This is a genomic window from Mucilaginibacter sp. PAMB04274 (assembly GCF_039634385.2).
Taxonomy (GTDB): Bacteria; Bacteroidota; Bacteroidia; order Sphingobacteriales; family Sphingobacteriaceae; genus Mucilaginibacter.
Window position 1 is genome coordinate 4,080,896 of sequence record NZ_CP155081.2, and the last position, 23,064, is coordinate 4,103,959.

23 protein-coding genes are annotated in these 23,064 nt (G+C 43.3%); 13 read left to right on the top strand and 10 right to left on the bottom strand.

Annotated elements, in window-relative coordinates:
- Positions 1-54 precede the first annotated feature (54 nt).
- From gldL to ABDD95_RS17190, 4 genes are all read right to left on the bottom strand, one after another.
- Positions 55-858, bottom strand: coding sequence for a gliding motility protein GldL (gene gldL, locus ABDD95_RS17175; protein WP_345948567.1), 804 nt, complete (start codon positions 856-858; stop codon positions 55-57).
- 59 nt (positions 859-917) lie between these two features.
- On the bottom strand, positions 918-2,225 hold the full coding sequence (locus ABDD95_RS17180) for an SUMF1/EgtB/PvdO family nonheme iron enzyme (protein WP_345948568.1): 1,308 nt from the start codon (positions 2,223-2,225) through the stop codon (positions 918-920).
- Between the two features lie 237 nt (positions 2,226-2,462).
- On the bottom strand, positions 2,463-3,221 hold the full coding sequence (locus ABDD95_RS17185) for a uroporphyrinogen-III synthase (RefSeq protein ID WP_345948569.1): 759 nt from the start codon (positions 3,219-3,221) through the stop codon (positions 2,463-2,465).
- 26 nt (positions 3,222-3,247) lie between these two features.
- Positions 3,248-4,198, bottom strand: coding sequence for a DUF4271 domain-containing protein (locus ABDD95_RS17190; RefSeq protein ID WP_345948570.1), 951 nt, complete (start codon positions 4,196-4,198; stop codon positions 3,248-3,250).
- Between the two features lie 241 nt (positions 4,199-4,439).
- Between ABDD95_RS17190 and hemW the strand changes: the two genes are divergently transcribed.
- From hemW to ABDD95_RS17210, 4 genes are all read left to right on the top strand, one after another.
- Entirely contained in the window at positions 4,440-5,561 is a 1,122-nt protein-coding gene (gene hemW, locus ABDD95_RS17195; protein ID WP_345948571.1) for a radical SAM family heme chaperone HemW, read from the top strand.
- A 151-nt stretch (positions 5,562-5,712) separates the two neighbouring features.
- On the top strand, positions 5,713-6,261 hold the full coding sequence (locus tag ABDD95_RS17200) for a fasciclin domain-containing protein (protein WP_345948572.1): 549 nt from the start codon (positions 5,713-5,715) through the stop codon (positions 6,259-6,261).
- Positions 6,262-6,416: 155 nt separating this feature from the next.
- Positions 6,417-7,298 (top strand): cupin-like domain-containing protein, encoded by an 882-nt coding sequence (locus tag ABDD95_RS17205; RefSeq protein ID WP_345948573.1) that lies wholly within the window; start codon positions 6,417-6,419, stop codon positions 7,296-7,298.
- Between the two features lie 27 nt (positions 7,299-7,325).
- Positions 7,326-7,880, top strand: a complete 555-nt coding sequence (locus ABDD95_RS17210; RefSeq protein ID WP_345948574.1) for a hypothetical protein — start codon at positions 7,326-7,328, stop codon at positions 7,878-7,880.
- Between the two features lie 2 nt (positions 7,881-7,882).
- On the opposite strand, the gene ABDD95_RS17215 is transcribed toward ABDD95_RS17210, so the two are convergent.
- From ABDD95_RS17215 to ABDD95_RS17225, 3 genes are all read right to left on the bottom strand, one after another.
- Positions 7,883-8,257: a hypothetical protein gene (locus ABDD95_RS17215; protein ID WP_345948575.1), complete on the bottom strand. Its 375-nt coding sequence runs from the start codon at positions 8,255-8,257 to the stop codon at positions 7,883-7,885.
- Positions 8,251-8,556 carry a hypothetical protein gene (locus ABDD95_RS17220; RefSeq protein WP_345948576.1) on the bottom strand — a complete coding sequence of 102 codons (306 nt, stop codon included), beginning with the start codon at positions 8,554-8,556 and terminating at the stop codon, positions 8,251-8,253. Before ABDD95_RS17220 ends, ABDD95_RS17215 begins: the two co-directional genes overlap by 7 nt.
- A 109-nt stretch (positions 8,557-8,665) precedes the next feature.
- A complete protein-coding gene (locus tag ABDD95_RS17225) occupies positions 8,666-9,085 on the bottom strand; it encodes a nuclear transport factor 2 family protein (RefSeq protein ID WP_345948577.1) in 420 nt (139 codons plus the stop codon).
- 66 nt (positions 9,086-9,151) lie between these two features.
- Between ABDD95_RS17225 and ABDD95_RS17230 the strand changes: the two genes are divergently transcribed.
- The 6 genes from ABDD95_RS17230 to ABDD95_RS17255 all read left to right on the top strand — a co-directional run bounded on the left by ABDD95_RS17230 (position 9,152) and on the right by ABDD95_RS17255 (position 15,894).
- Complete coding sequence (locus ABDD95_RS17230) at positions 9,152-10,015, top strand: carbohydrate kinase (protein WP_345948578.1); 864 nt, start codon at positions 9,152-9,154, stop codon at positions 10,013-10,015.
- A 226-nt stretch (positions 10,016-10,241) separates the two neighbouring features.
- Complete coding sequence (locus ABDD95_RS17235) at positions 10,242-11,339, top strand: VWA domain-containing protein (RefSeq protein ID WP_345948579.1); 1,098 nt, start codon at positions 10,242-10,244, stop codon at positions 11,337-11,339.
- Between the two features lie 102 nt (positions 11,340-11,441).
- Positions 11,442-12,947 (top strand): sigma 54-interacting transcriptional regulator, encoded by a 1,506-nt coding sequence (locus tag ABDD95_RS17240; RefSeq protein WP_345948580.1) that lies wholly within the window; start codon positions 11,442-11,444, stop codon positions 12,945-12,947.
- 103 nt (positions 12,948-13,050) lie between these two features.
- Positions 13,051-14,331 (top strand): metallophosphoesterase, encoded by a 1,281-nt coding sequence (locus ABDD95_RS17245; RefSeq protein WP_345948581.1) that lies wholly within the window; start codon positions 13,051-13,053, stop codon positions 14,329-14,331.
- Positions 14,332-14,396: 65 nt separating this feature from the next.
- Complete coding sequence (locus ABDD95_RS17250) at positions 14,397-15,272, top strand: hypothetical protein (RefSeq protein WP_345948582.1); 876 nt, start codon at positions 14,397-14,399, stop codon at positions 15,270-15,272.
- Position 15,273: 1 nt separating this feature from the next.
- On the top strand, positions 15,274-15,894 hold the full coding sequence (locus ABDD95_RS17255) for a class I SAM-dependent methyltransferase (protein WP_345948583.1): 621 nt from the start codon (positions 15,274-15,276) through the stop codon (positions 15,892-15,894).
- 53 nt (positions 15,895-15,947) lie between these two features.
- On the opposite strand, the gene ABDD95_RS17260 is transcribed toward ABDD95_RS17255, so the two are convergent.
- Genes ABDD95_RS17260 through ABDD95_RS17270 form a run of 3 tightly spaced genes read right to left on the bottom strand, consistent with a single transcriptional unit; the run spans position 15,948 to position 20,198 of the window.
- On the bottom strand, positions 15,948-16,637 hold the full coding sequence (locus ABDD95_RS17260) for a response regulator transcription factor (protein WP_345948584.1): 690 nt from the start codon (positions 16,635-16,637) through the stop codon (positions 15,948-15,950).
- 3 nt (positions 16,638-16,640) lie between these two features.
- Entirely contained in the window at positions 16,641-18,269 is a 1,629-nt protein-coding gene (locus ABDD95_RS17265) for a HAMP domain-containing sensor histidine kinase (RefSeq protein WP_345948585.1), read from the bottom strand.
- 12 nt (positions 18,270-18,281) lie between these two features.
- Positions 18,282-20,198 carry a S9 family peptidase gene (locus ABDD95_RS17270; RefSeq protein ID WP_345948586.1) on the bottom strand — a complete coding sequence of 639 codons (1,917 nt, stop codon included), beginning with the start codon at positions 20,196-20,198 and terminating at the stop codon, positions 18,282-18,284.
- Positions 20,199-20,325: 127 nt separating this feature from the next.
- Between ABDD95_RS17270 and ABDD95_RS17275 the strand changes: the two genes are divergently transcribed.
- From ABDD95_RS17275 to rfbC, 3 genes are read left to right on the top strand one after another with little or no spacing between them, the layout of a single operon-like run.
- Positions 20,326-22,140 carry a tetratricopeptide repeat protein gene (locus ABDD95_RS17275; protein WP_345948587.1) on the top strand — a complete coding sequence of 605 codons (1,815 nt, stop codon included), beginning with the start codon at positions 20,326-20,328 and terminating at the stop codon, positions 22,138-22,140.
- An 18-nt stretch (positions 22,141-22,158) separates the two neighbouring features.
- Entirely contained in the window at positions 22,159-22,461 is a 303-nt protein-coding gene (locus ABDD95_RS17280) for a DUF4286 family protein (protein WP_345948588.1), read from the top strand.
- A gap of 17 nt (positions 22,462-22,478) precedes the next feature.
- Positions 22,479-23,027 carry a dTDP-4-dehydrorhamnose 3,5-epimerase gene (rfbC, locus tag ABDD95_RS17285; RefSeq protein WP_345948589.1) on the top strand — a complete coding sequence of 183 codons (549 nt, stop codon included), beginning with the start codon at positions 22,479-22,481 and terminating at the stop codon, positions 23,025-23,027.
- Positions 23,028-23,064 lie beyond the last annotated feature (37 nt).

Below are 23,064 nucleotides of genomic sequence, written 5' to 3' on the forward strand. Positions count from 1 at the left end.
GTGTTGTTAGTTGTTAATTTAAATAAATTTTCAAAAGGTTAATTACTTAAATTATCAAACACGTGGCTGGTTCATAGCTGCCAGCATATTACCGTATACAGAGTTCAATGAGCCTAAGTTTTTAGCTAAACGGCCTACTTCATCTTTAAACTGTTTTGAATCATCTAATGACTCGTTGAAGTTATTCATGGTTAAAGACAGGTTCTGGTAGAACTTGTTCATCGATTTTAAGTGAGCGCTTGAATCTTGCAATTCCAGTTCGTAAACAGCATTAAGGGCCGATAAATTTTTGGCCAGGCTGTTTACCTGATCATGATATGCTTTTGAATCAATGTTAGAGTTAGCCATTTCTTCAAGGTTAGCAGAAGCTTTAGAAAAAGCAACGCTAAGGGTATCGTAGCTTGCGCCTGCTGCTTTCAATTTAGTAGCAAACTCGTTGGTAGCTGCACCAGCGTCGGCAACCTTAGAAATACTGGCCACTTTATCGCCAAAAGTTCTTAAGCCTTCGCCTAGTGTACCAATCAGTTCGGGATTAATTTTAGCGTCGGCAAGCATTTTATCTAATGCAGCAGTATGGCCGGTGCTTACTTGTTGCGGAGCCGCAGCAGCGCGTTTAACTGGCTCGCCGGTATAATCGTCAGCCAATTCAGGATATGCTTTAGTCCAGTCAACTTCGGTAGGTTCAGGTTGTAAACCCAATAATAAGAATAGGAATGCTTCGGTTAATAAACCAACTGTAATGAAAACTGTGGCAAAAGGCCAGTGCTGTATCTTAAATAACAATCCGACGATTACCACGGATGCACCAATAGATACAATGTTACCAATTCCAAATTTTCCTTTTTTCTTGCCAGCCATAATTAATTAAATTGTTTGTAGTTTTTAGATGTATGTTTATTTGAGTGTTTGAGCGAATATTAACGTTTGTCTCGGAAATCACGACCTACGAAGTGTGATACACAGCGGAAACCAATGTAAGATTTTGCGGTATCCTGATACTCGTAAGAACGGGTTGCATTTTGCAGGAAGTAGCCAATGTCTTTCCATGAACCGCCGCGTACAACTTTACGTTTCAGCACTTCGGGGTCGCTGGCTTTGGCCTCATAGTTAAATGTAGGCGACATATCATGCACAAAGGTTGAAGCCGCTTCATCAAAGGCAGACTGTGTCCACTCTGATACGTTACCGGCCATATTGTACAAGCCATAATCATTAGGGAAATAAGAACGTACGTTTACGGTGTATGCGCCGCCGTCATCAGTATAATTACCACGGCCGGGTTTAAAGTTAGCCAGTAAACAGCCTTTAGCATTTTTGATATACGGACCACCCCAAGGGTAATCGGTACCGATACGGCCACCGCGCGATGCGTATTCAAACTCAGCCTCGGTAGGCAAGCTGTAAGGCAAACGGTGTGGAAGTCCATGTGCATCTTTAACTGCATCATTTACGCGTGAGCGCCAAATACTGAAAGCACGTGCCTGACGCCAGGTAACGCCTACTACCGGATAATTTTGGTATGATGGGTGCGAGAAATAACCTTCTACCATTGGCTCGTTAGCCGCATAAGAAAAGTCATTTAACCAAACCAGCGTATCAGGATAAACAGGAACAGTATCGCGTAAAATGAAATCTGAACGTTTTTTGGTTTTGTCAAAGCGCTGGTCGGATGCATTACGTAACACCATCATGGCGTAGTTATATTTTAACTGGCGTACGTCAATCTCGTTACGGTCAAACACACGATCATCCCCTTGGTAATACATACCATCGAGCTTACCTGCGTTTGAGGCTTGCCCTTTACCTTTACCACTGCGAAAGACCGGATGTTTTTTCACATAATCCCAATTGATGTATTTTTTGCCATTGGCAGATGCATCCTTGGATTTGACGTAATACTTATCGTCGTTTAAATAGTTGGTGATAGCAATAGAGTCGCGTACGGTGTTTACAAACTCCTTGTACTGGCTATTGGTTATCTCTGTTTGATCCATAAAAAACGGAGATACCGTAACCTGCTTAGTTTGCGCTATTTGGGCAAAAGTAACATCCTGATCAGTTTGACCCATCAGGAAAGAACCACCCGGTATGTAAACCATGCCAGCAGGTAATTCTGCTCGGAAAGGTTTGCTGCGTACACCCAACACCTCTCCTTTGTTGCCTGTACCACAACCACTCAAAATCGCCCCTGCTAACAATAACAAAAGAAAGTAACGTGTCTTCATGTTTTGTGCTTAATCTAATAGTCTGTTTTTAAAGCCCCAATATACCTGTTGAAATTAAATTCCAATCAGGTTTATACTTAAATCTATAAATAAAAAATGCCCTTAAAGCTTTAAGCTGTAGCTTACATTATTACTCGTCGAAAATAATAATTAGAAGCACATTCTCAAAGCTTTACGGGCTTATACGGGCAAAGCACCAGCAAGGTTGCGGTGTTTAGATCAAAAAACTCAAGATTTTTACTTATTGGCTTGCTTTACATACTGCTCAATGGCCATTGTCATTGAAGGAGCGCCAGGTGTAGGTGCCGGAATATCCAGTATTAACCCTGCATCTAAAACAGCCTTGTGTGTAGTAGCGCCAAAGGCAGCAATACGGGTATTGTTCTGCTTAAAATCGGGAAAGTTTTGATAAAGCGATAGGATACTTGATGGGCTAAAAAAAGCGATTACATCATAGAATACCTCTGCAAGATCACTCAGGTCGCTACATACCGTACGGAAAAGCACTGCCGGTGTAAAGTTGTAACCGTTCTCCGTCAGGAACTTCTGCGTTTCTTCAGCAGCCACATCCGAACATGGGTATAGGAACTTTTCGCCTGAGTGCTTCTTCAACACCTCTGCCAAATCGGCTGCAGTTTGCTTACCGAAAAAGATTTTACGTTTACGGTACTGAATGTATTTTTGGAGGTAAAGGGCAATGGTTTCTGACAAGCAGAAGTACTTCATATCAACCGGAACCTCAAAACGCATTTCTTCGCAAATACGGAAAAAGTGATCGGCCGAGTTACGGCTGGTAAAAATTACTGCTGTAAAGTCGGCGAGGTTAATTCTTTCTTTACGAAAATCTTTAGCCGGTACACCCTCCACGTGAATAAAAGACCTGAAATCAATTTTAAGATTCAGTTTCTTAGCCAGCTCAGCGTATGGATTTTTGTCGTTCTCAGGTTTGGGCAAGGTAACCAATATACTCTTAACCCTTTTCTTTCTGTCTTCCAATTTGTTCTTTCTAACTACCTAAGTGTCTAATTGTTCAGTGCCTTAATCAATATCAAAATGGGGCAAATTTCGAGGGCACAAAGATAGATAAATAAATAAAATTTATGAAATCTAAAGTTTGAAATAATATTTACGCTACTCCTTAAATATTGCCACACAAAGATAACAACCACCAGCAACAAAGCTACGCCCAGTACATATGGTATATATTGCGCAGCCAGCAAGCTAAAACAAAGCGACACGGGCAAAAAAACGAAGGTGATATTAAAATAGGTAAGGTATAAGATCGACGTATATTCGCCTACTAGACGATTTACGTTAAAAACTAAACCTAAAAAACGTAATACGAGCAGCTTTACAGCAAATAGAACAATAATTAGCAACGCAAACGAACCAAATAATTGCACTCCGCTAATGCTATAAAACACCTCATAGTAAGCGGTAAGCTGGTACAGAAATAGGCCAAAAGTAACCCCGAACAATATAAAGAGCCCCAAAAACGTCCATGAATTAAGTAGGTTTTCCTCCTTACTTACCTGGGAGAGAATGCGATTGTTATAAAAGGACTGCAGTACGTTCCTGATATCCTTACTCATGGCCCGGTTTAATACAGCCATGTAAACCAGTAAGGTTACAATAATTACAATTACCCACTGGTCGCGCGTGCGGCGGGTGCTGCCTTCACGCAAAATACTTCTTACACTGCCTGCCTGTTTATAAAAGCCGTATTCACTATAAACCTGCGTTTTGAACATACTATCCAAAAACTGGTTGTGACGAAGCGAATCGGGTTGCTTAATATAAATGAGCGACAATGAATCGCCGATAAAGCGTTGCCGGTTAGCCAGAGCGTTGGCAACAGAATCGAGCAGGCCGGCGGCTGCAGGCGGCGGTTGATAGTAGCGGCGTTGCGGTACGCTGTCGGGCTGGGCGTATATGGTACTATCCGTTTGGCCAAACGCAGTTAATCCACACACACACCATAATAATAAACATAATGCAATATACCGCATAGTACTAAACAGCCGGGCTATTAAGCTGCAAAAGTACCTAAAAAAAATCAGCCCTCAAATCAATCATTTAAGGCTAATTGTTATAGCCGCATTTAAGAAAAACAAGTAATTGGAGGCTGCAAGCTTTCCTGCTTACAAACATCTTACAGATAAGTGACGCGCACACTTTGCTTACTGCCTGTCTTAAATCTTATCTTTGCCGCACATGGCAGGTATTTATATTCATATTCCGTTTTGCAAGCAAGCCTGCCATTATTGCGACTTTCATTTCAGCACCTCGCAAAAATACCGTACGGAGATTGTGGAAGCGCTGGGCAAAGAAATAGCCCTGCAGCAAAATTATCTTAACGGCGCAAATATTGAAACTATTTATTTTGGCGGTGGTACCCCATCGGTGTTAGATGCGGACGAGATTAGTTTTTTGCTGGATACTATCGCACGTCACCACCAAGTTAACACTGATGCCGAGATTACACTCGAAGCCAACCCGGATGATTTAACCAAAGAAAAAGTGCTGGCGCTACGGCAAACCGCCATCAACCGCTTTAGCATAGGTATACAATCTTTTTTTGATGAAGATTTAGCTTGGATGAACCGCGCACACCGCGCAGAGGAAGCTGAAACAGCTGTAAAACGGGTGCAGGATGCGGGCTTCGACAACATCACCGCAGATTTAATTTATGGTTACCCATTGCTTACTTCAGCTAAGTGGGAACATAATATGACCGTGCTATTTGAAATGAATGTACCTCACCTATCGGCCTATTCATTAACGGTTGAACCACGCACCGCCCTCGCTTCATTCGTCAAAAAGAAACAAACGCCGCCCATAAATGACCAGCAAAGTGCCGAGCAATTTATACGGCTTATGGAGCGCATGCAACAACAAGGTTTTGAGCATTACGAAATATCTAACTTCAGTAAACCGGGGCAGTACTCGCGGCATAATTCCAATTACTGGACAGGTGTGCCTTACCTGGGCATAGGCCCGTCGGCACACGCATATAACGGCAACACCCGGCAATGGAACGTAGCCAACAATGCACTTTACTTAAAAGCATTGAGCACCAACAGCATTCCGGCCGAAGTGGAAGAACTAACGCCCGAAAACCGACTGAACGAATACATCATGACCTCGGTACGCACCATGTGGGGTTTAAACCTTGATACCCTAAATGGTATACAAAGCGGGGCGTCCGCTATTGTGCTAAAAGAAGCGCAACCCTTTATTCATAAAGGCTGGCTTATGCAGCAGCAGCAAACCCTTACACTTACACAGCCCGGCAAACTTTACGCTGATCATATTGCAGCCGAACTCTTCTTTTAACAGCCGCCCTATACGAGAATTAACGGCTACCGGTTTTAAATTCAGCCGCAACTACTTACACCTTAAAGCGTTAACAAGTATCCCGAAATTGAAAATCTGAACAGCACAGGCAGCCGTATCTTGCTACATACTCACATAAATCTTTGAGACTATGAAAAAATTATTTATCGCGGCTTTTGCTTTAGTAGCTATGGCAACCGCATCTGCAAGTTATGCACAAACAGTAATGGTAGGCGGTGCGCCCATGTACCCTAATAAAGATATTGTTGATAATGCCGTGAATTCAAAAGATCACACTACACTGGTTGCCGCTGTTAAAGCTGCCGGTTTGGTTGAAACGTTGAAAACCACTGGTCCGTTTACTGTATTTGCACCTACTAATGAGGCTTTTGATAAACTGCCTGCCGGCACCGTACCAACCCTGCTAAAACCTGAAAACAAAGCAACGCTAACCAAAGTGTTAACTTACCACGTAGTAGCCGGTCGCTTAAGCGCTGCTAACCTAATGGCCAAAGTTAAAGCAGGCGGCGGTAAAGCCGAACTGAAAACTGTAAGCGGCGGTACATTAACCGCCATGGTTGACGGTAAAAAGCTGTATTTAGTTGACGAAAAAGGCGGTAAATCATGGGTAACAATTGCCGATGTATTTCAAAAGAATGGCGTAATACATGTTGTAAATACCGTACTGATGCCTAATTAATTTGAGGCCAGATCCCTTAATTTTAGCTTATAAAAGCCCGGCTGCCTTGAGCGCCGGGCTTTGTTGTTTTATGTCAGTAACACATCAAAAATAAAGTTATTGGGCAGGCACTTTTAAATTTAGTTAACTTTGTATGTTAAATTGATGTGAATGATATGGGTTTAATACTTTCTCAGATTGACCGGGTTGATAATATTAGTAAAGAAGATTTCATAAAAAATTATTTAAATCCGCGTAAACCTTTGGTGATTCGCAAGGCTACCGAAAGCTGGCCTGCTTTACAAAAATGGACTTTTGAATATTTGAAAGAAACCGTTGGCGATCAGGTAGTGCCTTTATATGACAGCTCAAAAGCCGACCCTAGCAAGGCCATCAATGCCTCAGCTGCCGAAATGAAATTTGGCGATTACATTGACCTGATACAAAAAGAGCCAACCGACCTGCGTATTTTTTTATTCGACCCGATTAAGCATGCACCAGGTTTGCTGGATGACTACCGCTCGCCTACCGACCTAATGGGGGGCTTTTTAGATAAATATCCTAACATGTTTTTTGGTGGTGCAGGCTCGGTAACCTTCCTGCATTATGATATAGATCTGGCCCATATTTTTCATACCCATTTCAATGGGCGCAAACACGTTATGCTGTTTGACTATAAGTGGAAAGAGCGTTTATACCGCATTCCGTTTGCTACTTATGCACTGGAGGACTACGACATAGAAAATCCGGATTTCAGCAAATTCCCGGCATTGGACGGCATCGAAGGGCAGGAAACCGTACTTGAACATGGCGACACCCTGTTTATGCCAACCGGCTACTGGCACTGGATGAAGTATCTGGACGGCTCGTTTTCTATATCGCTGCGCGCCTGGGATAAATCATGGGGTATAAAAGCCAAAAGCTTATACAACCTTACTATTCAGCGCGAACTGGACAGCTTTATGAAAAAACGCTACAAGAAACGTTATATGGACTGGAAAGAAGAGCTTGCCGTTAAACGTGCCAATAAGGCCTTAGCAGCAGGCGAGCCAAGGTAAGTTAAAAGGATGAAAAATAATACTTTAGTGAAAAAACTGCTTCTTAGCTTAGCGCTGTTGTGTTTTAACTGCCTTTTTGTACATGCACAAACGGCACAAAATCCTGTACTTTATGAAGCAAAGGTATACACAACGCAGGGTACAAAAACCGGCATTTTAGAGCGTGTATACAATCACGGTGTTGGTATTGTACTGAACGATGATGTATTATATATAGACGCATTAGATATTAAAGAAATTAAAGTTAAAAAACACACTGGTTCATTAGGGTCAAAAATTTTAGGTACGGCGTTAATAGGTAGTATCACTGCACTCAATTTGGCTGCCCAGGCTGACGAGGATAAAACCAATCCTGCTAGCAGTAACTACGGTTATAAAACTTCGACCCTTTCTGACAACGCTGCCTATGTGTTTACCGGCGCTACCATTGGTACTTTGATAGGTACCATTCCGTCCATCCGCAAAAACAAGAAATTTTTCATCAATCAAGACAGCTCACTGTACTACAAACTATTAGCCGATATGGCACAATACGGACGGTACAACCAATTAGTTCCGATGTTGATTAATGCTGCCGATTAAGCTTAGCGATGCCGAGTTACCCCAACCTGCCGGCAATAATCTAACACCGGGCAAATTGAGCATTTAGGCAGGTTATGGGTGCAATGAAACTTACCAAAGGGCATTAGCAGGCGATTTATATCAATCCAGCGGTCTTGCGGCACTAGTTTCTCTAAAGCCGATAAAGTTTTTTCGGGCTGAGCGGTTTGAATGTATCCCCAGCGGTTAACCACCCGGTGCACGTGGCTATCCACGCTTATGGCTGGCTTTTGGGCAGCTATGCCTAAAACCAGGTTGGCGCACTTCGGTCCAACACCTTTTAAGCTGGTAAGCTGTTCATAATCGGCTGGCAATTGGCCGTTGTACTGGTCAATCACCGTTTGAGCAATGTTCAGCATAGTATAAGCTTTTTGTCCGTTATAGGAGGACCCATGCATACATCTTCTAACTCCAACGGTGATAGTTTAAGCAGTTCCCGCGGCGTTCGGGCCTTAGCAAACAATCGCTTTGATACGGGGATAGATACCTCATCCAAGGTACGGATGCTAATAATGCAGGACAGTAACTGTTCAAACAGTGAAGTAAAACCCTCCTCGTATAACTGAAACATAGCCGCCTTAGGATATTGCACCATAAGCTCCGCAATACGGTTGAGCATGCCGTTTATATCAAAAGGCTTTTTCTGAACTTCATTCATTCACAAAAAACCTTGCGTACCTTAAAAAGTTTAGGCCGTCAGACTTAAATCTCTTTACTAAGATCACTTCAGTCTCACTATGACGGAAAAGTCCTGCTTCTTAGCTCTACTAAGAGCTATGGTCAGCCACTACTTTCCACTCACCGTTTATTTTACGGAGCAGGAGTGTAAAGTAGCCGCCGGGTGCATCTCTATCCCGTTGTAGTTGCCAGCCGCCGAGTACAAAGGCGTTGGTTTTATCCAGTAACTGCACTTTTAATATCTTAAACACAAGCTGGCCCATCGCGGCTTTGTCAGGGTAGCCGCTTTTATAATTATCCAGCGTAGTTTGCCAGCCGTATTTGGGACCGCTTTTTCCTACAAATAATAGCGAATCTGATTTCCAGTAACCTTGCATATAGCCTTCCAGATCGCCGCGGTTCCAGGCCTGCCGTTGGGTTTCCAGTACTTTTAAAATGGCCGGCCTGTCTTGCGCAAAACCATTTAAGGCAAGCATTAGCAAAAACCCCAAAAGCAACCGTGTTTTCATAAAAACTAAAGTAAACAAATTTCACCGCCAAATCTTTTAGATTTACACTTCATCTGCTAAAAATTTATGAGCAAACAGGTACTATGCTTCGGCGAGGTTTTATGGGACACTTTTGAAGACGGCAAAAAAATAGGTGGCGCACCGCTCAACGTAGCGCAACATTTAACGCAACAGGGCATACCTACTTACATCGTAAGCCGTGTAGGTGCCGATGCCTCGGGTGATGAGCTTTTGCTTGAACTTCAGAAAGCTAACGTACCACTTCAGTACATACAAAGGGACAGGCATTTGCCTACTTGTGAAGTTACCGTTTCGCTTGATGCCAGCGGCCAGGCTACCTATACAATCCCTCAGCCGGTAGCATGGGATAACATACAACCCACTGACGAATTATTGAACGACGCCGGGCAATTGGCAGCCATTGTATTTGGCAGCCTGGCCAGCCGTGAACAGGCTACCCGCACTACGCTACTGAATTTGCTAAGTGAATTTACTATACCGCTAAGAGTGTTTGATGTAAACCTGCGCCCGCCTCATTATGACTTAGATACTATTGAAACGCTGGCGGCCCTGGCCAATGTTGTAAAAATGAATGAGGATGAAGCCAACTTACTTATCCACAGCACGCATGGTAGCCTGAAGGATAAAATGGTAGAATTTCACAAGAAGTTCCACTCTAATACCATTTGTGTTACCCGCGGCCAGAACGGCGCTATTATATGGCATGATGAGGAGTTTTACGAACACCCGGGTTTTGAGGTGCAGGTAGAAGATACCGTAGGCGCGGGCGACTCTTTTCTGGCCACCTTGGTAGCCGGCCTACTGTTAGCACAGCCCATTCCGCAAATATTGGAAAAAGCCTGCAAAATAGGCGCCTTTGTAGCCAGCCAGCGCGGTGCCAATCCAGTTTACCCTGATAACCTGTTTTAGATAAGGGCAGGAAAACAAAAACCGGAAGCCAAGGTTGACATGAGCCAATCCGTAAGATCTGCTACACTGGTCAAGTCTTGTTTCCTGTATCTTGTTTCTTAGCTCCCGTCTTTATCACCTATTGTCATTTAATTCTGTTAATTCCACAAATTCTGACGATTGCGGTTATTATTGGTAAACTTTAACCACTTTTTTTCCGTTAATTTATTCTAAGAAAGGTATACCTATGCGTGGTTTTGGGTTTTCAAAATATACACCCCGTGAAATTCCGAAAGGCGGGTTTGATGAGTTATTAAAGCTTTTTATGGAGTTGCTCAATTATACATCGGGCGATGCCGGCGAAGCTTTAACCTGGATGAATGAACTGGATAAGCAATACAATATCACTAATGACGAATATGGCATGGGTGACTTTATTGATGACCTGAAACAAAAAGGCTACTTATCAGAAGATCAGCAAAAAGGGGAGTTTAACATTACGGCTAAAACAGAGCAAAGCATTCGCCAGTCGGCGCTCGAAGAGATTTTCGGCAAGCTTAAAAAGTCGGGCAAAGGCAACCACCGTTCCCCGCAGTCAGGCCAGGGCGATGAAAAGAACTCTGAACGCCGTGAGTTTGAATTTGGCGACAGTTTGGATCAGATTGACATGACGCAGTCTATTCATAACGCCCAAGTTAATCATGGCATTGGCGATTTTATGATGACCGAGCGCGACCTTGAAGTGGAGGAAATGGATTACAAAACCCTCACCTCAACAGTGCTCATGATCGATATTTCGCATTCAATGATTTTGTACGGTGAAGACCGTATTACGCCGGCTAAAAAAGTAGCTATGGCTTTGGCCGAGCTTATTCGTACCAAGTACCCTAAGGACACATTAGATATTGTGGTATTTGGTAATGATGCCTGGCCTATCACCTTGCAAGACTTACCATACCTGCAGGTTGGCCCGTACCATACCAACACTTATGCTGGTTTAGAACTGGCTACCGATTTGCTGCGCCGACGCAAAACGCACAACAAGCAAATTTTTATGATTACCGATGGTAAACCCACCTGTTTAAAGGAGGGTACAAAATATTACAAGAACAGCATAGGCCTGGACCGTAAAGTGGTAAACAAGACCTTAAATATGGCTGCACAGTGTAAACGCCTTAAAATACCTATCACCACGTTTATGATTGCGCGCGACCCTTACCTGCAGCAATTTGTACGCAAGTTTACCGAAACCAACGGTGGCCGGGCTTTTTACAGCTCGCTAACCGGGTTGGGCGAATACATATTTGAAGATTACATTAAAAACCGCCGCAAAACGGTAAGATAATAAGTGTTCGGAGAGTCGGTGAGTCCGTTAGTCCGAAGACAAAATAACAACATACAAGCAAAACGGACCTGCCGACTCACGGTCTTCCGTACAACAAAACGAATGAGCAAATTACTTGAAATAACAACCCTTGGCCAGCTGAAACAGACAGACTATCGCAGCCGGTCGGTTAAGGAAGAATTGAGAGAGAATTTAATAGCACAGCTACAAAAAAAAGACGGTGGTTTTGAGGGTATTATAGGTTATGAAGATACTGTAATTCCAGATCTGCAAACTGCCATCTTATCGCGTCATAACATTTTGCTACTGGGTTTACGCGGACAAGCCAAAACCCGTATTGCACGCTTGCTGGTAAACCTGCTGGATGAATATGTGCCTTACATTGCCGGTTCAGAATTGTATGATGACCCACTGGCACCTATATCATGGTACGGCCACAATGAGGTAGAAACAAAAGGCGATGATACCCCTATTGCATGGGTACACCGCTCAGAGCGCTATACCGAAAAGCTAGCCACTCCAGATGTTACCGTTGCCGATCTAATTGGCGACGTTGACCCTATTAAGGCAGCTACCTTAAAACTGACTTACTCTGATGAGCGCGTTATTCACTTTGGGTTAATACCGCGTGCGCACCGTGGCATATTTGTAATAAATGAGTTGCCCGATTTGCAAGCGCGTATACAGGTATCACTATTTAATATATTGCAGGAGAAAGACATCCAAATTCGTGGCTTTAAACTGCGCCTGCCGTTAGACTTGCAGTTTGTGTTTACAGCCAACCCGGAAGATTATACTAACCGTGGCTCCATAGTTACGCCGTTAAAAGACCGTATTGAAAGCCAGATACTAACCCACTACCCCCGTACGGTTGAGATATCGCGCAAAATAACCCAGCAGGAAGCTTTGCTTACAGCCGAACAGCGCAATTTGGTAGAAGCCGACGGACTGGTTAAAGACCTAGTTGAGCAAATTGCATTTGAGGCGCGTAACTCGGAGTACATTGATAAAAAGTCGGGCGTATCAGCACGCTTAACCATATCAGCTTACGAGAATCTGATCAGCAACGCCGAACGGCGCATGATTATCAATGGGGAGAAGAATACCTTCGTACGCATATCCGATTTTTTAGGCGTTATACCTGCCATAACCGGTAAAATAGAACTGGTGTATGAGGGTGAGTTGGAAGGCCCTGCAAAAGTGGCTAATATTCTGATAGGCAAAGCGGTAAAAACACTCTTGCTGCAATATTTCCCGGATCCGGAGAAAGCAAAAAAGAGCAAAAAAGCAAATCCGTTCGCCGAAGTGATCAATTGGTTTGCAAGTGGCAATACGCTATCGCTGGTAGATGATTTACCACTGGCCGAGTACAAAAAAGCATTAAATTCAGTAACCGGCTTAAAAGATATCATCAAACAGTTCCACCCGCGTTTGAGCGAAAATCAGCAATTACTGCTGATGGAATTTGTTCTACATGGCTTGGCTGAGTTTTCACAAGTAAGCAAAGGTTTTCTGGATAACGGTTTTGCATTTTCAGATATGTTCGACAGCCTGTTTAACATGCAGCCTGATGAAGATGATCTGGATCAGGATGACGATCGTTATTAATACCTCTTTACGAGGTATTCCTGAAGCGAGAATTTAATACATTTGCACAGCCCCCTGCCAAAGGCAGGGGGCTGTTTTGATACTTATAATTTCATACCATCACATGCAGGGACAAGCCCCTACTTTAATTATAATTTGCATTGGCCTACTCCTGGCTGATATTTATATCACCAATGGCTTGCGCGAGGGCTTTAAAAAGTGGCGCTTTATACAGGCTAAAAGCTTTTTAGTATTATACTGGGTATTCTCATTACTGCTGGTTGCAGGTGTAATAGCCAGTGTGTTTCTAAAATTCAATTTAGGCTTTAAAGGTGCTGTGCTGTTGCTTTTCTTTTTAACCCTGTTTTGCAAAGTATGCTTTTTACCATTTTTACTGGTTGACGATATACGTCGCTTATCGCTCTGGTGGGCACACAAACGCCATAAGCCCGAGCCCGAGTTTCCGGCAAGCCAGCCTAAGCCCGATAATATAACGCGGTCGGAGTTTTTGTTGAAGGCCGGTTTAATTGCCGGATCTTTGCCGCTGGCTGGTTTAACTTATGGCATTGTGAACGGTGTATACAATTACCAGGTAAAGCGGCGCACACTCTACTTACCTCATTTGCCTAAAGCTTTCGACGGCATAAAGCTGGGGCAACTGTCAGATATCCACTCGGGCAGCTTTTACAATAAAAAAGCTGTTTTAGGCGGAGTGGAAATGTTATTAGGCGAAAAGCCAGATTTTATTTTCTTTACTGGCGACCTGGTCAATACTGTGAGCAGTGAAATGCGTAATTATCAAGACATTTTTGCCAAAGTGAAAGCTCCCCTGGGCGTTTACTCCAGCCTGGGCAACCACGACTATGGTGATTACAAAGACTGGCCAAGCTTAGCCGCAAAGCAAAAAAACTTTAACGATTTGCTGGTTACTCACAAAAATATGGGCTGGGATTTGCTGCGAAATGAAAACCGCCGGCTAAAAGTAGATGGCGAAGAAATTGGCATTTTAGGAGTAGAGAACTGGGGAGCCTTAAGCCGTTTCCCTAAATACGGCAAGTTGGACGAGGCGCTGAAAAATACCGACGATTTACCGGTTAAGCTCCTCCTCTCGCATGACCCTTCGCACTGGCGAGCACAGGTGTTACCACATTATCCGCAGGTCGACGTGATGTTTTCGGGCCATACGCATGGCATGCAATTTGGCGTACAAACCGAACATTTTCAGTGGAGCCCTATCCAGTTTGTTTATAAAGAATGGGCCGGCTTGTACCATGAGGGCAACCAGCAGTTGTACGTAAATGTTGGTTACGGCTTTTTAGGTTATCCGGGCCGGGTAGGTATTTTGCCGGAGATTACTATTTTTGAATTAAAGGCCGGACCTGATCCACAACAACATAAATCTTAATAAAAGATACTTTTCGCCTTAATTTCTTTCTAAACAAAAGCGGCTTGCTTATCATTGCATCAATAATGAAAAAGTTTGTACAAGCCGCCTTTGATGCTTTGCTGTTTAGCAATGTGTTTATGGCGCTTTGTGCCGTAGCGCAGGGGCTGGTTACTTTTCATATTGTAGGCGCCAAGCCGGTGTACCCTGTACTGGCCTTGCTCTTTGCGTCTACGTTAGGGCTGTATAATTTCTGCATATTAATTATCCGCCCCAAGCAGCCACAAAACTCACCTTATAAGCGAGTGCGCTGGTTTTTCAAGCATCATCACTTAATGGTTACTATCACCATTGCTGCTTTGCTGTCTTTAATTCCATTGTTCTTCCTGTTAGCCACTTCATCAAAAATATTATTGATAGGCTTGGCGGCATTATCCTTTGGGTATGGCTTGCCTTTATTTGCCAACAAAGGGCGTAAATCTGGCCTTAGAAATGTACCGGGCTTAAAGGCTATATTAATTACCCTGGTTTGGACATTAAGCTGTGTGCTGTTGCCTATATTTGAGGCACAAGATACAACGCATGCCTACATACCGGCCGGCAGCACCTGGATCATTTTAGCCAAACGCTTCCTGTTCATTGCCGCCCTTACGGTTCCTTTTGACATACGCGATCTCTTTCAGGACCGTATAGCCGGCTTAAAAACCATCCCGGTAGCTTTTGGCGAAAAAAAGGCTTATTTATTTTGCCAGTTCCTACTGGCCGGGCACATCCTGTTGCTGTTACTGCTTCGCAACTACCGGATCACGAGCGATTTTTACGCATTAACAGCTGTAGCCATATTAACCGGCTGGCTTATTTTTAAATCGACCTGGAAACGTAACGAGTACTACTACTTTTTTTACTTGGATGGCGTACTAATACTGCAATACGTAGCGCTGGTAGTATTTAAGCTTGCTTAATATGGCTGCCAACTATGATAACACTACCTGGTTTTACGAGCGCTTATCAAAACTGGTATTTGGGCAGGCGCAAATGAGCGCGCAAGAATATTTTCTGAAGCTCATCGAACCTCAAAGCAACATCCTGATCATTGGCGGCGGAACAGGCGAAATACTGGAAAGCCTTACCCGCTTACACCCTGCAGGTTTACAGATTACTTACATCGAAATTTCGGCCAATATGTTAGCGCTATCGCGTAAAAGAAATACCGCCCAAAACGAGGTGCATTTTATTGAAGCAGATATACAGCACTATAGTCTTGATCGACCTTTTGACGTTGTGATAACAGCCTTTCTTTTTGATAATTTTTCTGAACAGGATTTATCGTTTGCCTTCTCCAAGATACACCAGCATCTAAAGCCACGGGGCTTATGGTTGAACACCGATTTTCAGCTTACCGGCCCTTTATGGCAAAGGTTAATGCTAACAACGATGTATGTTTTTTTTAAAATATGGAGTGCCGTAGAAGTAAGGCAACTCCCCAATGTAAAAGCATGCTTTAAGCGCTATGAGTATGAAGCGATAGATAAGAAAACTTTTTACGGAAAGTTTATATTGAGCAGTGTGTATAAGCGCTTTTAAGTAGACGTTACAGCTCTGTGAGAGATGATCAATCATCTCTCACGGAACCTCCCCTATTCGTAAGCAAACTTATACCCTACTCCTCTAACAGTTTGCAGGTACTGCGGCGAATCGGGGTTGTTTTCTATCTTTTTGCGTAAGCGAACAATGTGCATATCAAGCGTACGGGTATTTACATCAGCGTTGTAGCCCCATACTTCCATCATGAGCTCTTCGCGGTTAATTACCTTGTTTCTGTTTTTCAGAAAGTAAAGCAAAATGCGGTTTTCCAGAATGGTCAGCTCAACTTTTTTACCGGCTTTTACCAGCAAGTGCGTATTAGGATGATGCTCCATATCGGCAAAGCGGTGCACTTCGGATTTATCGTTGTTCAGTGAGAATTTGATCTTGTTATCAATCATGGCCACCAGTACATCCATATTGAATGGTTTGGTGATATAATCGGACACGCCGAAATTATAGGCTTCGATCTTGTCGATATCCTGCGCCTTGGCCGTCATCATAATTACCAGCTTATCAAAACCCTTTTGGCGTATATTGCTGCAAACTTCAGAACCCTGTATGCCAGGCAGCATCCAATCCAGCAATACAATATCAGGTGTATTTTCGAGTATTATCTTTTCGGCATCATTACCATTAGCAGCCTCCAGTACTTTGTAACCTTCGCTCTCTAAACGCTCCGCTACCAAAAAGCGTAAGTTCTCGTCATCCTCAACCAGGGCAATCTTAATTTCTGTGTTCATGATCTAATTTTCGTAAGGCAAGGTTACTATAAACTCTGAGCCTTCATTTACTTTACTCTTTACCTGCAAATCTCCGTTCATAAAGTTAACCAGTTCTTTACAAAAAGCCAAACCCAGGCCAACGCTTCCGTTCTGGTTATACTGATTCTCGATGCGGTAAAACTTTTTAAATATATTGTTAATCTCGTCTTTAGGTATGCCAATACCCTTGTCGGCAAACGAAAAAACAATATTACGCTTTTCGTAACCAATACTTATAAATAACTCTTTTTGCCCGGGATTAGAATATTTATAAGCATTTTCTATCAGGTTTTGAAAAATACTACCCATCAGCACCGGGTCGGTATAAAAGTTATAAATACCCTCAACCTTGTACCCCATTTCAAAATCAGGATACTTAATGCTAAAAGTATTGATGTATTTCTGAACAAACTGGTCCAGATTAATCTCCTCCTTATTCAACTTGATAGACCGGTTCTCGATCTGCGTAAACGAAAGCAGTTTGTTCATCAGCTCATTTAGCTTATCGGCTTCCTCATCCAGTATTTTACCGTAATGCTTGCGTTGCCGCTCGGTTAGTTCGCCTTCGCCCCGCAGGTTGGAGCCGGCTATTTTTATTACGCTCACCGGTGTTTTAAACTCGTGTGTAAAGTTGTTAATAAAGTCGTACTGAAGCTTGAACAGCTTGAGGTTAACGTTAAGGTTCCTGTAAATAAGCCAGCCTATTAAAACCAAAAAAACATAAATCAACAGTACAATGGCGCCGGTTGGCATGAACCGGCGGTTAATCTCATCCGATAAATGCCCTTTAGCCGACCGGAAGTATAACTTATAATCGGCAAACGCACCCGGGAAAGCTACCTCTGTTCGCAGTTCATTTTTATCATTATTCAGCGGATCGTACACTACAGGTTGCACAGATATATGCTGATACAGCTCCGGATGCGTATTTCTGAGCTTTATGGTGTAAACATCCAGCATAAACGTCATCATGTTATGCTTATAGTAAGCGGCCGTATTTCTGCCCTTTTGCAGTTCGCGGTAAATTTTTATGTCTTCGCGACGCGGGATGTTGAGGTAGCTGATCTTGCTGGGTCTTACATCATAAAAGGTACGGTATACTTCATCCTGACTGGGCACGCGTGAAGTATCAGCCTGAACGATGTAGTAATTAAACTTGGCCGCCATGGTTCTAAAATCCACATCGTCGGCATTTACACGCTGCCTGGCTCCAATTATACCATTCTTACCGGTTTGGTATTCATAAACAGCTTTAACCGATATGCCCATACCGCTGCCAGCCCGGCTGCCAATAGCTATCTCATCATACCTGATCAGTTTCACAAATGGATAATCCTGAAATACCGAACGGGCATAATTGGCCGCAGATGATGAATCCAAAAAGCCTTGATAAGAGGTTATTTCGGGTATGCGGTTCTGAAAAAAATCGTTATAGGGCTTAATAGTTTGTTCCAGCACATCCAATTTGCGCGAATTGAATTCATTTTCCACATACCGGTAGGTAAAGTTGTAAGCAATAACCAGCGCTACAACTAAAGTAATGGATATAAGAATCAAAAAAGCTGCAATAAGCGAGAAGTTTTTTTGATAAACTGTATTATGCGCTTTCATGGGCATGATAAGTTAGGGCTTAACTTTCATGTTGCTATTCAAAAATTTTTCAATCCTTTCGTACATATCCATACGGTTATGCTCGCTTTTAAAGAACATACGTTCATTTTCCTTAAGTACATACTCAACTGGTACGTTACGCTTTTGCAGCTCGCGCACAAACTGGTTAATCTCACTAATGTTAGCCCGTGGGTCTTTGGCACCCTGAAAGATGAGTAAAGGAGCCTTAATTTTATCGGTATGAAAAACCGGTGATATATCCCTGAACATTTTGGCATCTGTTTCGGGATTGCCCACCATTTCATAAGTCATTTGAAGGCGTGGCTTAAAAAACGGAGGTATATCTTTTAGATAAGTAAAAAAGTTAATAAGCCCGTACTGCACCACCGCACAATTATAAAGTTTGGGATTAAACGAGATACCGTACAAGGCCGAAAATCCACCAAAGCGGGCCCCCATGATGGCCACCCTTTTAGGGTCGGCAATCTTTTGGTCAATAAGCCATTTCACGCCATCACTCAAATCGCTTTGCATTTTGCCACCCACCTGTTTAAAACCGGCACTCATAAACGCTTTGCCGTAACCGGTAGAACCCCGGTAGTTAGCTTGAAACACGGCGTAACCCCGGTTGGCCAAAAACTGCACTTCGGCATTATAGCCCCAAACATTACGGCTCCATGGCCCATCGTGTGGCATCACTATCAGCGGTAAGTTTTCTGCTTTATCACCTAGTGGCAACGTAAGGTAGCCGTTAATCAGCATCCCATCACTGGCTTTGTAAGCCACGGGCTTCATTACGCAAAGCTCGCCCGGTTTTATGCTGGTATTTAAGTTGCTTAACTGGGTTAGTTTGCCGCCGCTGCGTTCATACATATAATATGTACCCGGGTTACGATCGGTATAGCTATTAATGATGTACTTGGCCTCGGCCGTATCACGGTCAACAAAGCGAATAATGCCGCCTTTGATCTTTTGCTTCAGATCGGTATAAATGCTCTTGGCTTCATTGTTCAGAAAATACTTATGTGGTTTATCGTCTTCCCAACCCGCATACTCCAGGCGGTGCTTATTGCGCGAGTAACCAACATCCATTATATCGGCCTTGCTGCCTGCATAAACCACTTTCTCTTCGCGGCCGTTTTCGGCATTAATTTCAACCAACGCTGTTTTATCCCTGTTCACGTTAGATACGGCGTAGAAAGATTTTCCACCCAAAGTTATAGCTATAGGATCTACCCGGTTTTTGAAATTATTTTTAATAATGGCTTTGAACGGCGAAAGCTCATTTGCCCGGTATAATATGGTTTCATCAACCCCGTCTGATGCTTTTGCTAAACGTATCTTACCATCATTATCGGGGTACCATTCGGTAATATTGCCCGGGTTAAGAATATACAGGTCAAGCGCTCCGGTTTTAATGTTCAGATGATAAACGTCAAAATTGGCAGGGTTGCGCTTATTCATAATAATGGTAACCACATCTGGCTGTTTACGGCTACGGTTGAGCAACTTAATACGGGTTTTGGTTTGCGTAAGTAGCGTACGGGTTTGCAGTGTGTTTACATCCAGGGCATACATTTTAAACTCATCGGCCTCGGTTAAATCTTGGTTAAATACGAGTTGGTTATTGTAGGTCCAAAAGTAATCGCGGACTGAGTTATCGGTAAATGAGGTAGCCATTCGCTCCTTACCATCGGCCAGCGACTGGATGAACAGATTTTGCTTATCTTTATATGGTTTTAGGTAAGATAAGTACTGACCATCAGGCGATATTTTGAAGAAACTTTTCTCTGGCGTTTTAAAAAAATCACGTATCGGAATCTGCCTCTGTTCTTTTTGCCGGCACGAAAACGCCAGCGCGAGTATCAGCAATATGAGCACAAACTTTGAACGGCTTAACATAGTGTAATCAGTCTCCTGCTTTTTCAATCAGGTCAAATTAGATAAATTATATTGTCTGCTTAACAATGTCACTATAATTTTACCCGTTAGTAAAGGCATAAACTATTGGTAAAGATATAACTAGCTACGCCCGCAATTTATTATTTTTGGTAACATGAAGTATAGCTTTTGGCTTATTGTTTTACTCCTGGCATTATCCACAAGCCTGCATGCGCAGGATAATGATCTGCAGTTGGCCAGGCAGTATACATCAAACGGCGAACTTCAGAAAGCGGCCGATATTTACCAGCGGCTTTATAAGCAGGATAACGAAACTTACTTTTCGTTGTACACGGATAACCTCATTGGCTTAAAGAAGTTTGATGAGGCCGAAAGCGCAGCTAAAAAAATGATGCGCAAATATCCCGCAGAAAATCAGTATGCCATAACACTGGGTAAAATTTATACTGAACAAGGCCGTGCCGATAAAGCTAACGATGTATACAGCGATCTGGTTAAAAAGCTGCCCGCCCAGCCCGGTGCTATCAGTTCCCTGGCCACCCAGTTTTACCAGGCCGAAAACTTTGACCTGGCCATAAAAATACTACAACAAGGCCGCAAGCAACTACAAAACGAGCAGTTGTTTGCCATGGAGCTTATCAGCCTTTACCGCATAAAACGCGATAAAGCCGCTTTAACTGAAGAATACCTGAACCTGCTCACGGTAAATCCTATGTACTTTAACCAGGCGCAAAATACGCTGGCTACCGTGTACCAGGGCGAGGCCGATTACGACTTGCTGCGTGTGGCCCTGTTAAAACGCCTGCAAAAAGACCCGCAGCAAATTATTTATACCAATTTGCTTACCTGGCAGTACCTGCAACAAAAAGAATATGACCAGGCGTTAAACCAGGCTATAGCGCTTAACCGCAGGCAAAGCAATAACGGTAATGATATATTTGACCTTTGCCAAACGCTGGTAGCTAACGGTGCTTATGATGCCGCTATACGAGGCTATGAATACCTCCTCACTAAAAACACCCGTACCGATGAGCTTTATATACCTTCAAAAATAGAACTGGTTAATACCAAGAACCTGAAGATAACATCCGGCAAGTACGTACAAGAAGATTTGCTGAGTCTGGAAAAAGATTACACTGATTTACTGACCGAATTTGGCCGTACAGCCAATACGGCCTTTGCCATGCAAAAGCTGGCTAACCTGCAAGCGTTTAAACTGCACAAGCTTAATGAAGCGCAAAAATTGCTCGAAGAAGCGGTAAACATTAAAACCCTGCGCCCGCAGCTGATGGCCGGTTGCAAGCTGGATTTGGGCGATGTTTACCTGATAAACAACCAGCCCTGGGAAGCTACCTTGATTTACAGCCAGGTAGAAAAGGCGTACGCCGGCACGCCGATGGCGCAGGATGCTAACTACCGCAATGCTAAACTCTCCTACTACACCGGCGATTTTAAATGGGCTAAAGGGCAGTTGAACGTTCTAAAAGCTGCCACCTCACAACTAATCGCTAATGATGCCCTTAATTTATCCTTGTTGATAGCCGATAACCTGGTGGCCGACACCGCTGGCAACGCCTTAAAAATGTACGCACGGGCCGATCTGCTGATTTTTGCTGAGCAGCCCAATAAAGCTATGCTTACACTGGATAGTATTGACAAGAAATTTCCAGGCAATGCCTTACAGGATGATATATTGATGGCCAAGGCACGGTTATTTCTGCAAAAGAAGGAATACCAGGCTGCTGCAGTAAATTTAAAGGAGATTGTGGCTAATCATCCTGCCGACCTTTGGGCCGATGATGCGGTGTACATGCTGGGCACCATTTATGAAGAACAGCTTAATGACAAGGAAGCGGCCAAAACGTATTTTCAAAAAATTATTACCGATTACCCGGGCAGTGTATGGATTGGGAACGCCCGTAAACATTTCAGAATATTAAGGGGCGATAAGGCTGATAGCGCTTCATAATTTATATTTTTGCTACCGATGATTATTTATAACGAAACGTTTGTAGTTGAAGCCAGTGCCGAACAGGAATGGCTGCAATGGATGCAAACAGAACATTTGCCTGCCGCCCTGGCCACCGGCTATTTTACCGGCCACCAAATACTACAGGTGCTCGACTCGCCTAATGAGGGAGTTACTTACTGCATACAGTATCTAACCGACGATATACAAAAGTATCAATTGTTTAAAGAGCGGCATTTACACCATCTGCATACCCGGCACCACCAGCAGTTTGAAAACCGCTATGTGCTTTTTAACAGCTTAATGAAATCTGTCAATTAAATATATATTTCCATCACATGAAAGTTACCACCACAGCCATTGAGGGACTGTTGATTATTGAACCCCGTATTTTTCCGGATGACCGCGGATACTTTTACGAAAGCTTTAACAAACAAAAATTTGCAGAGGCCGGCATTACAGCCGATTTTGTACAAGACAACCAGTCGTTCTCTCAAAAGGGTACGCTGCGAGGTTTACATGGGCAGGCCGATCCTTTTGCTCAAGGCAAGCTGGTACGTGTGCTGCAGGGCCGGGTATTGGATGTTGCGGTTGATATCCGTAAAAATTCACCTACTTATGGCCAGCATGTAACAGTTGAACTGAGTGGTACCAATCATTTACAGTTCTGGGTTCCGCCAGGTTTTTTGCATGGCTTTGTAACTTTGGAAGATAATACCATCTTCACTTATAAAGTAACTAACTTTTACAACAAAGAATCTGAAATTGGTGTAATTTGGAACGACCCCAAATTAGCTATTGGCTGGGGTATAGATACGAAAGAAGTATTGCTTTCTCCCAAAGACGAGTTATTACCAAGCTTCGAAGACTTTAATAGTCCGTTTTAATCGGTAGCAGTTCGGGTAGCAGCAGCAGTTTTTCTCA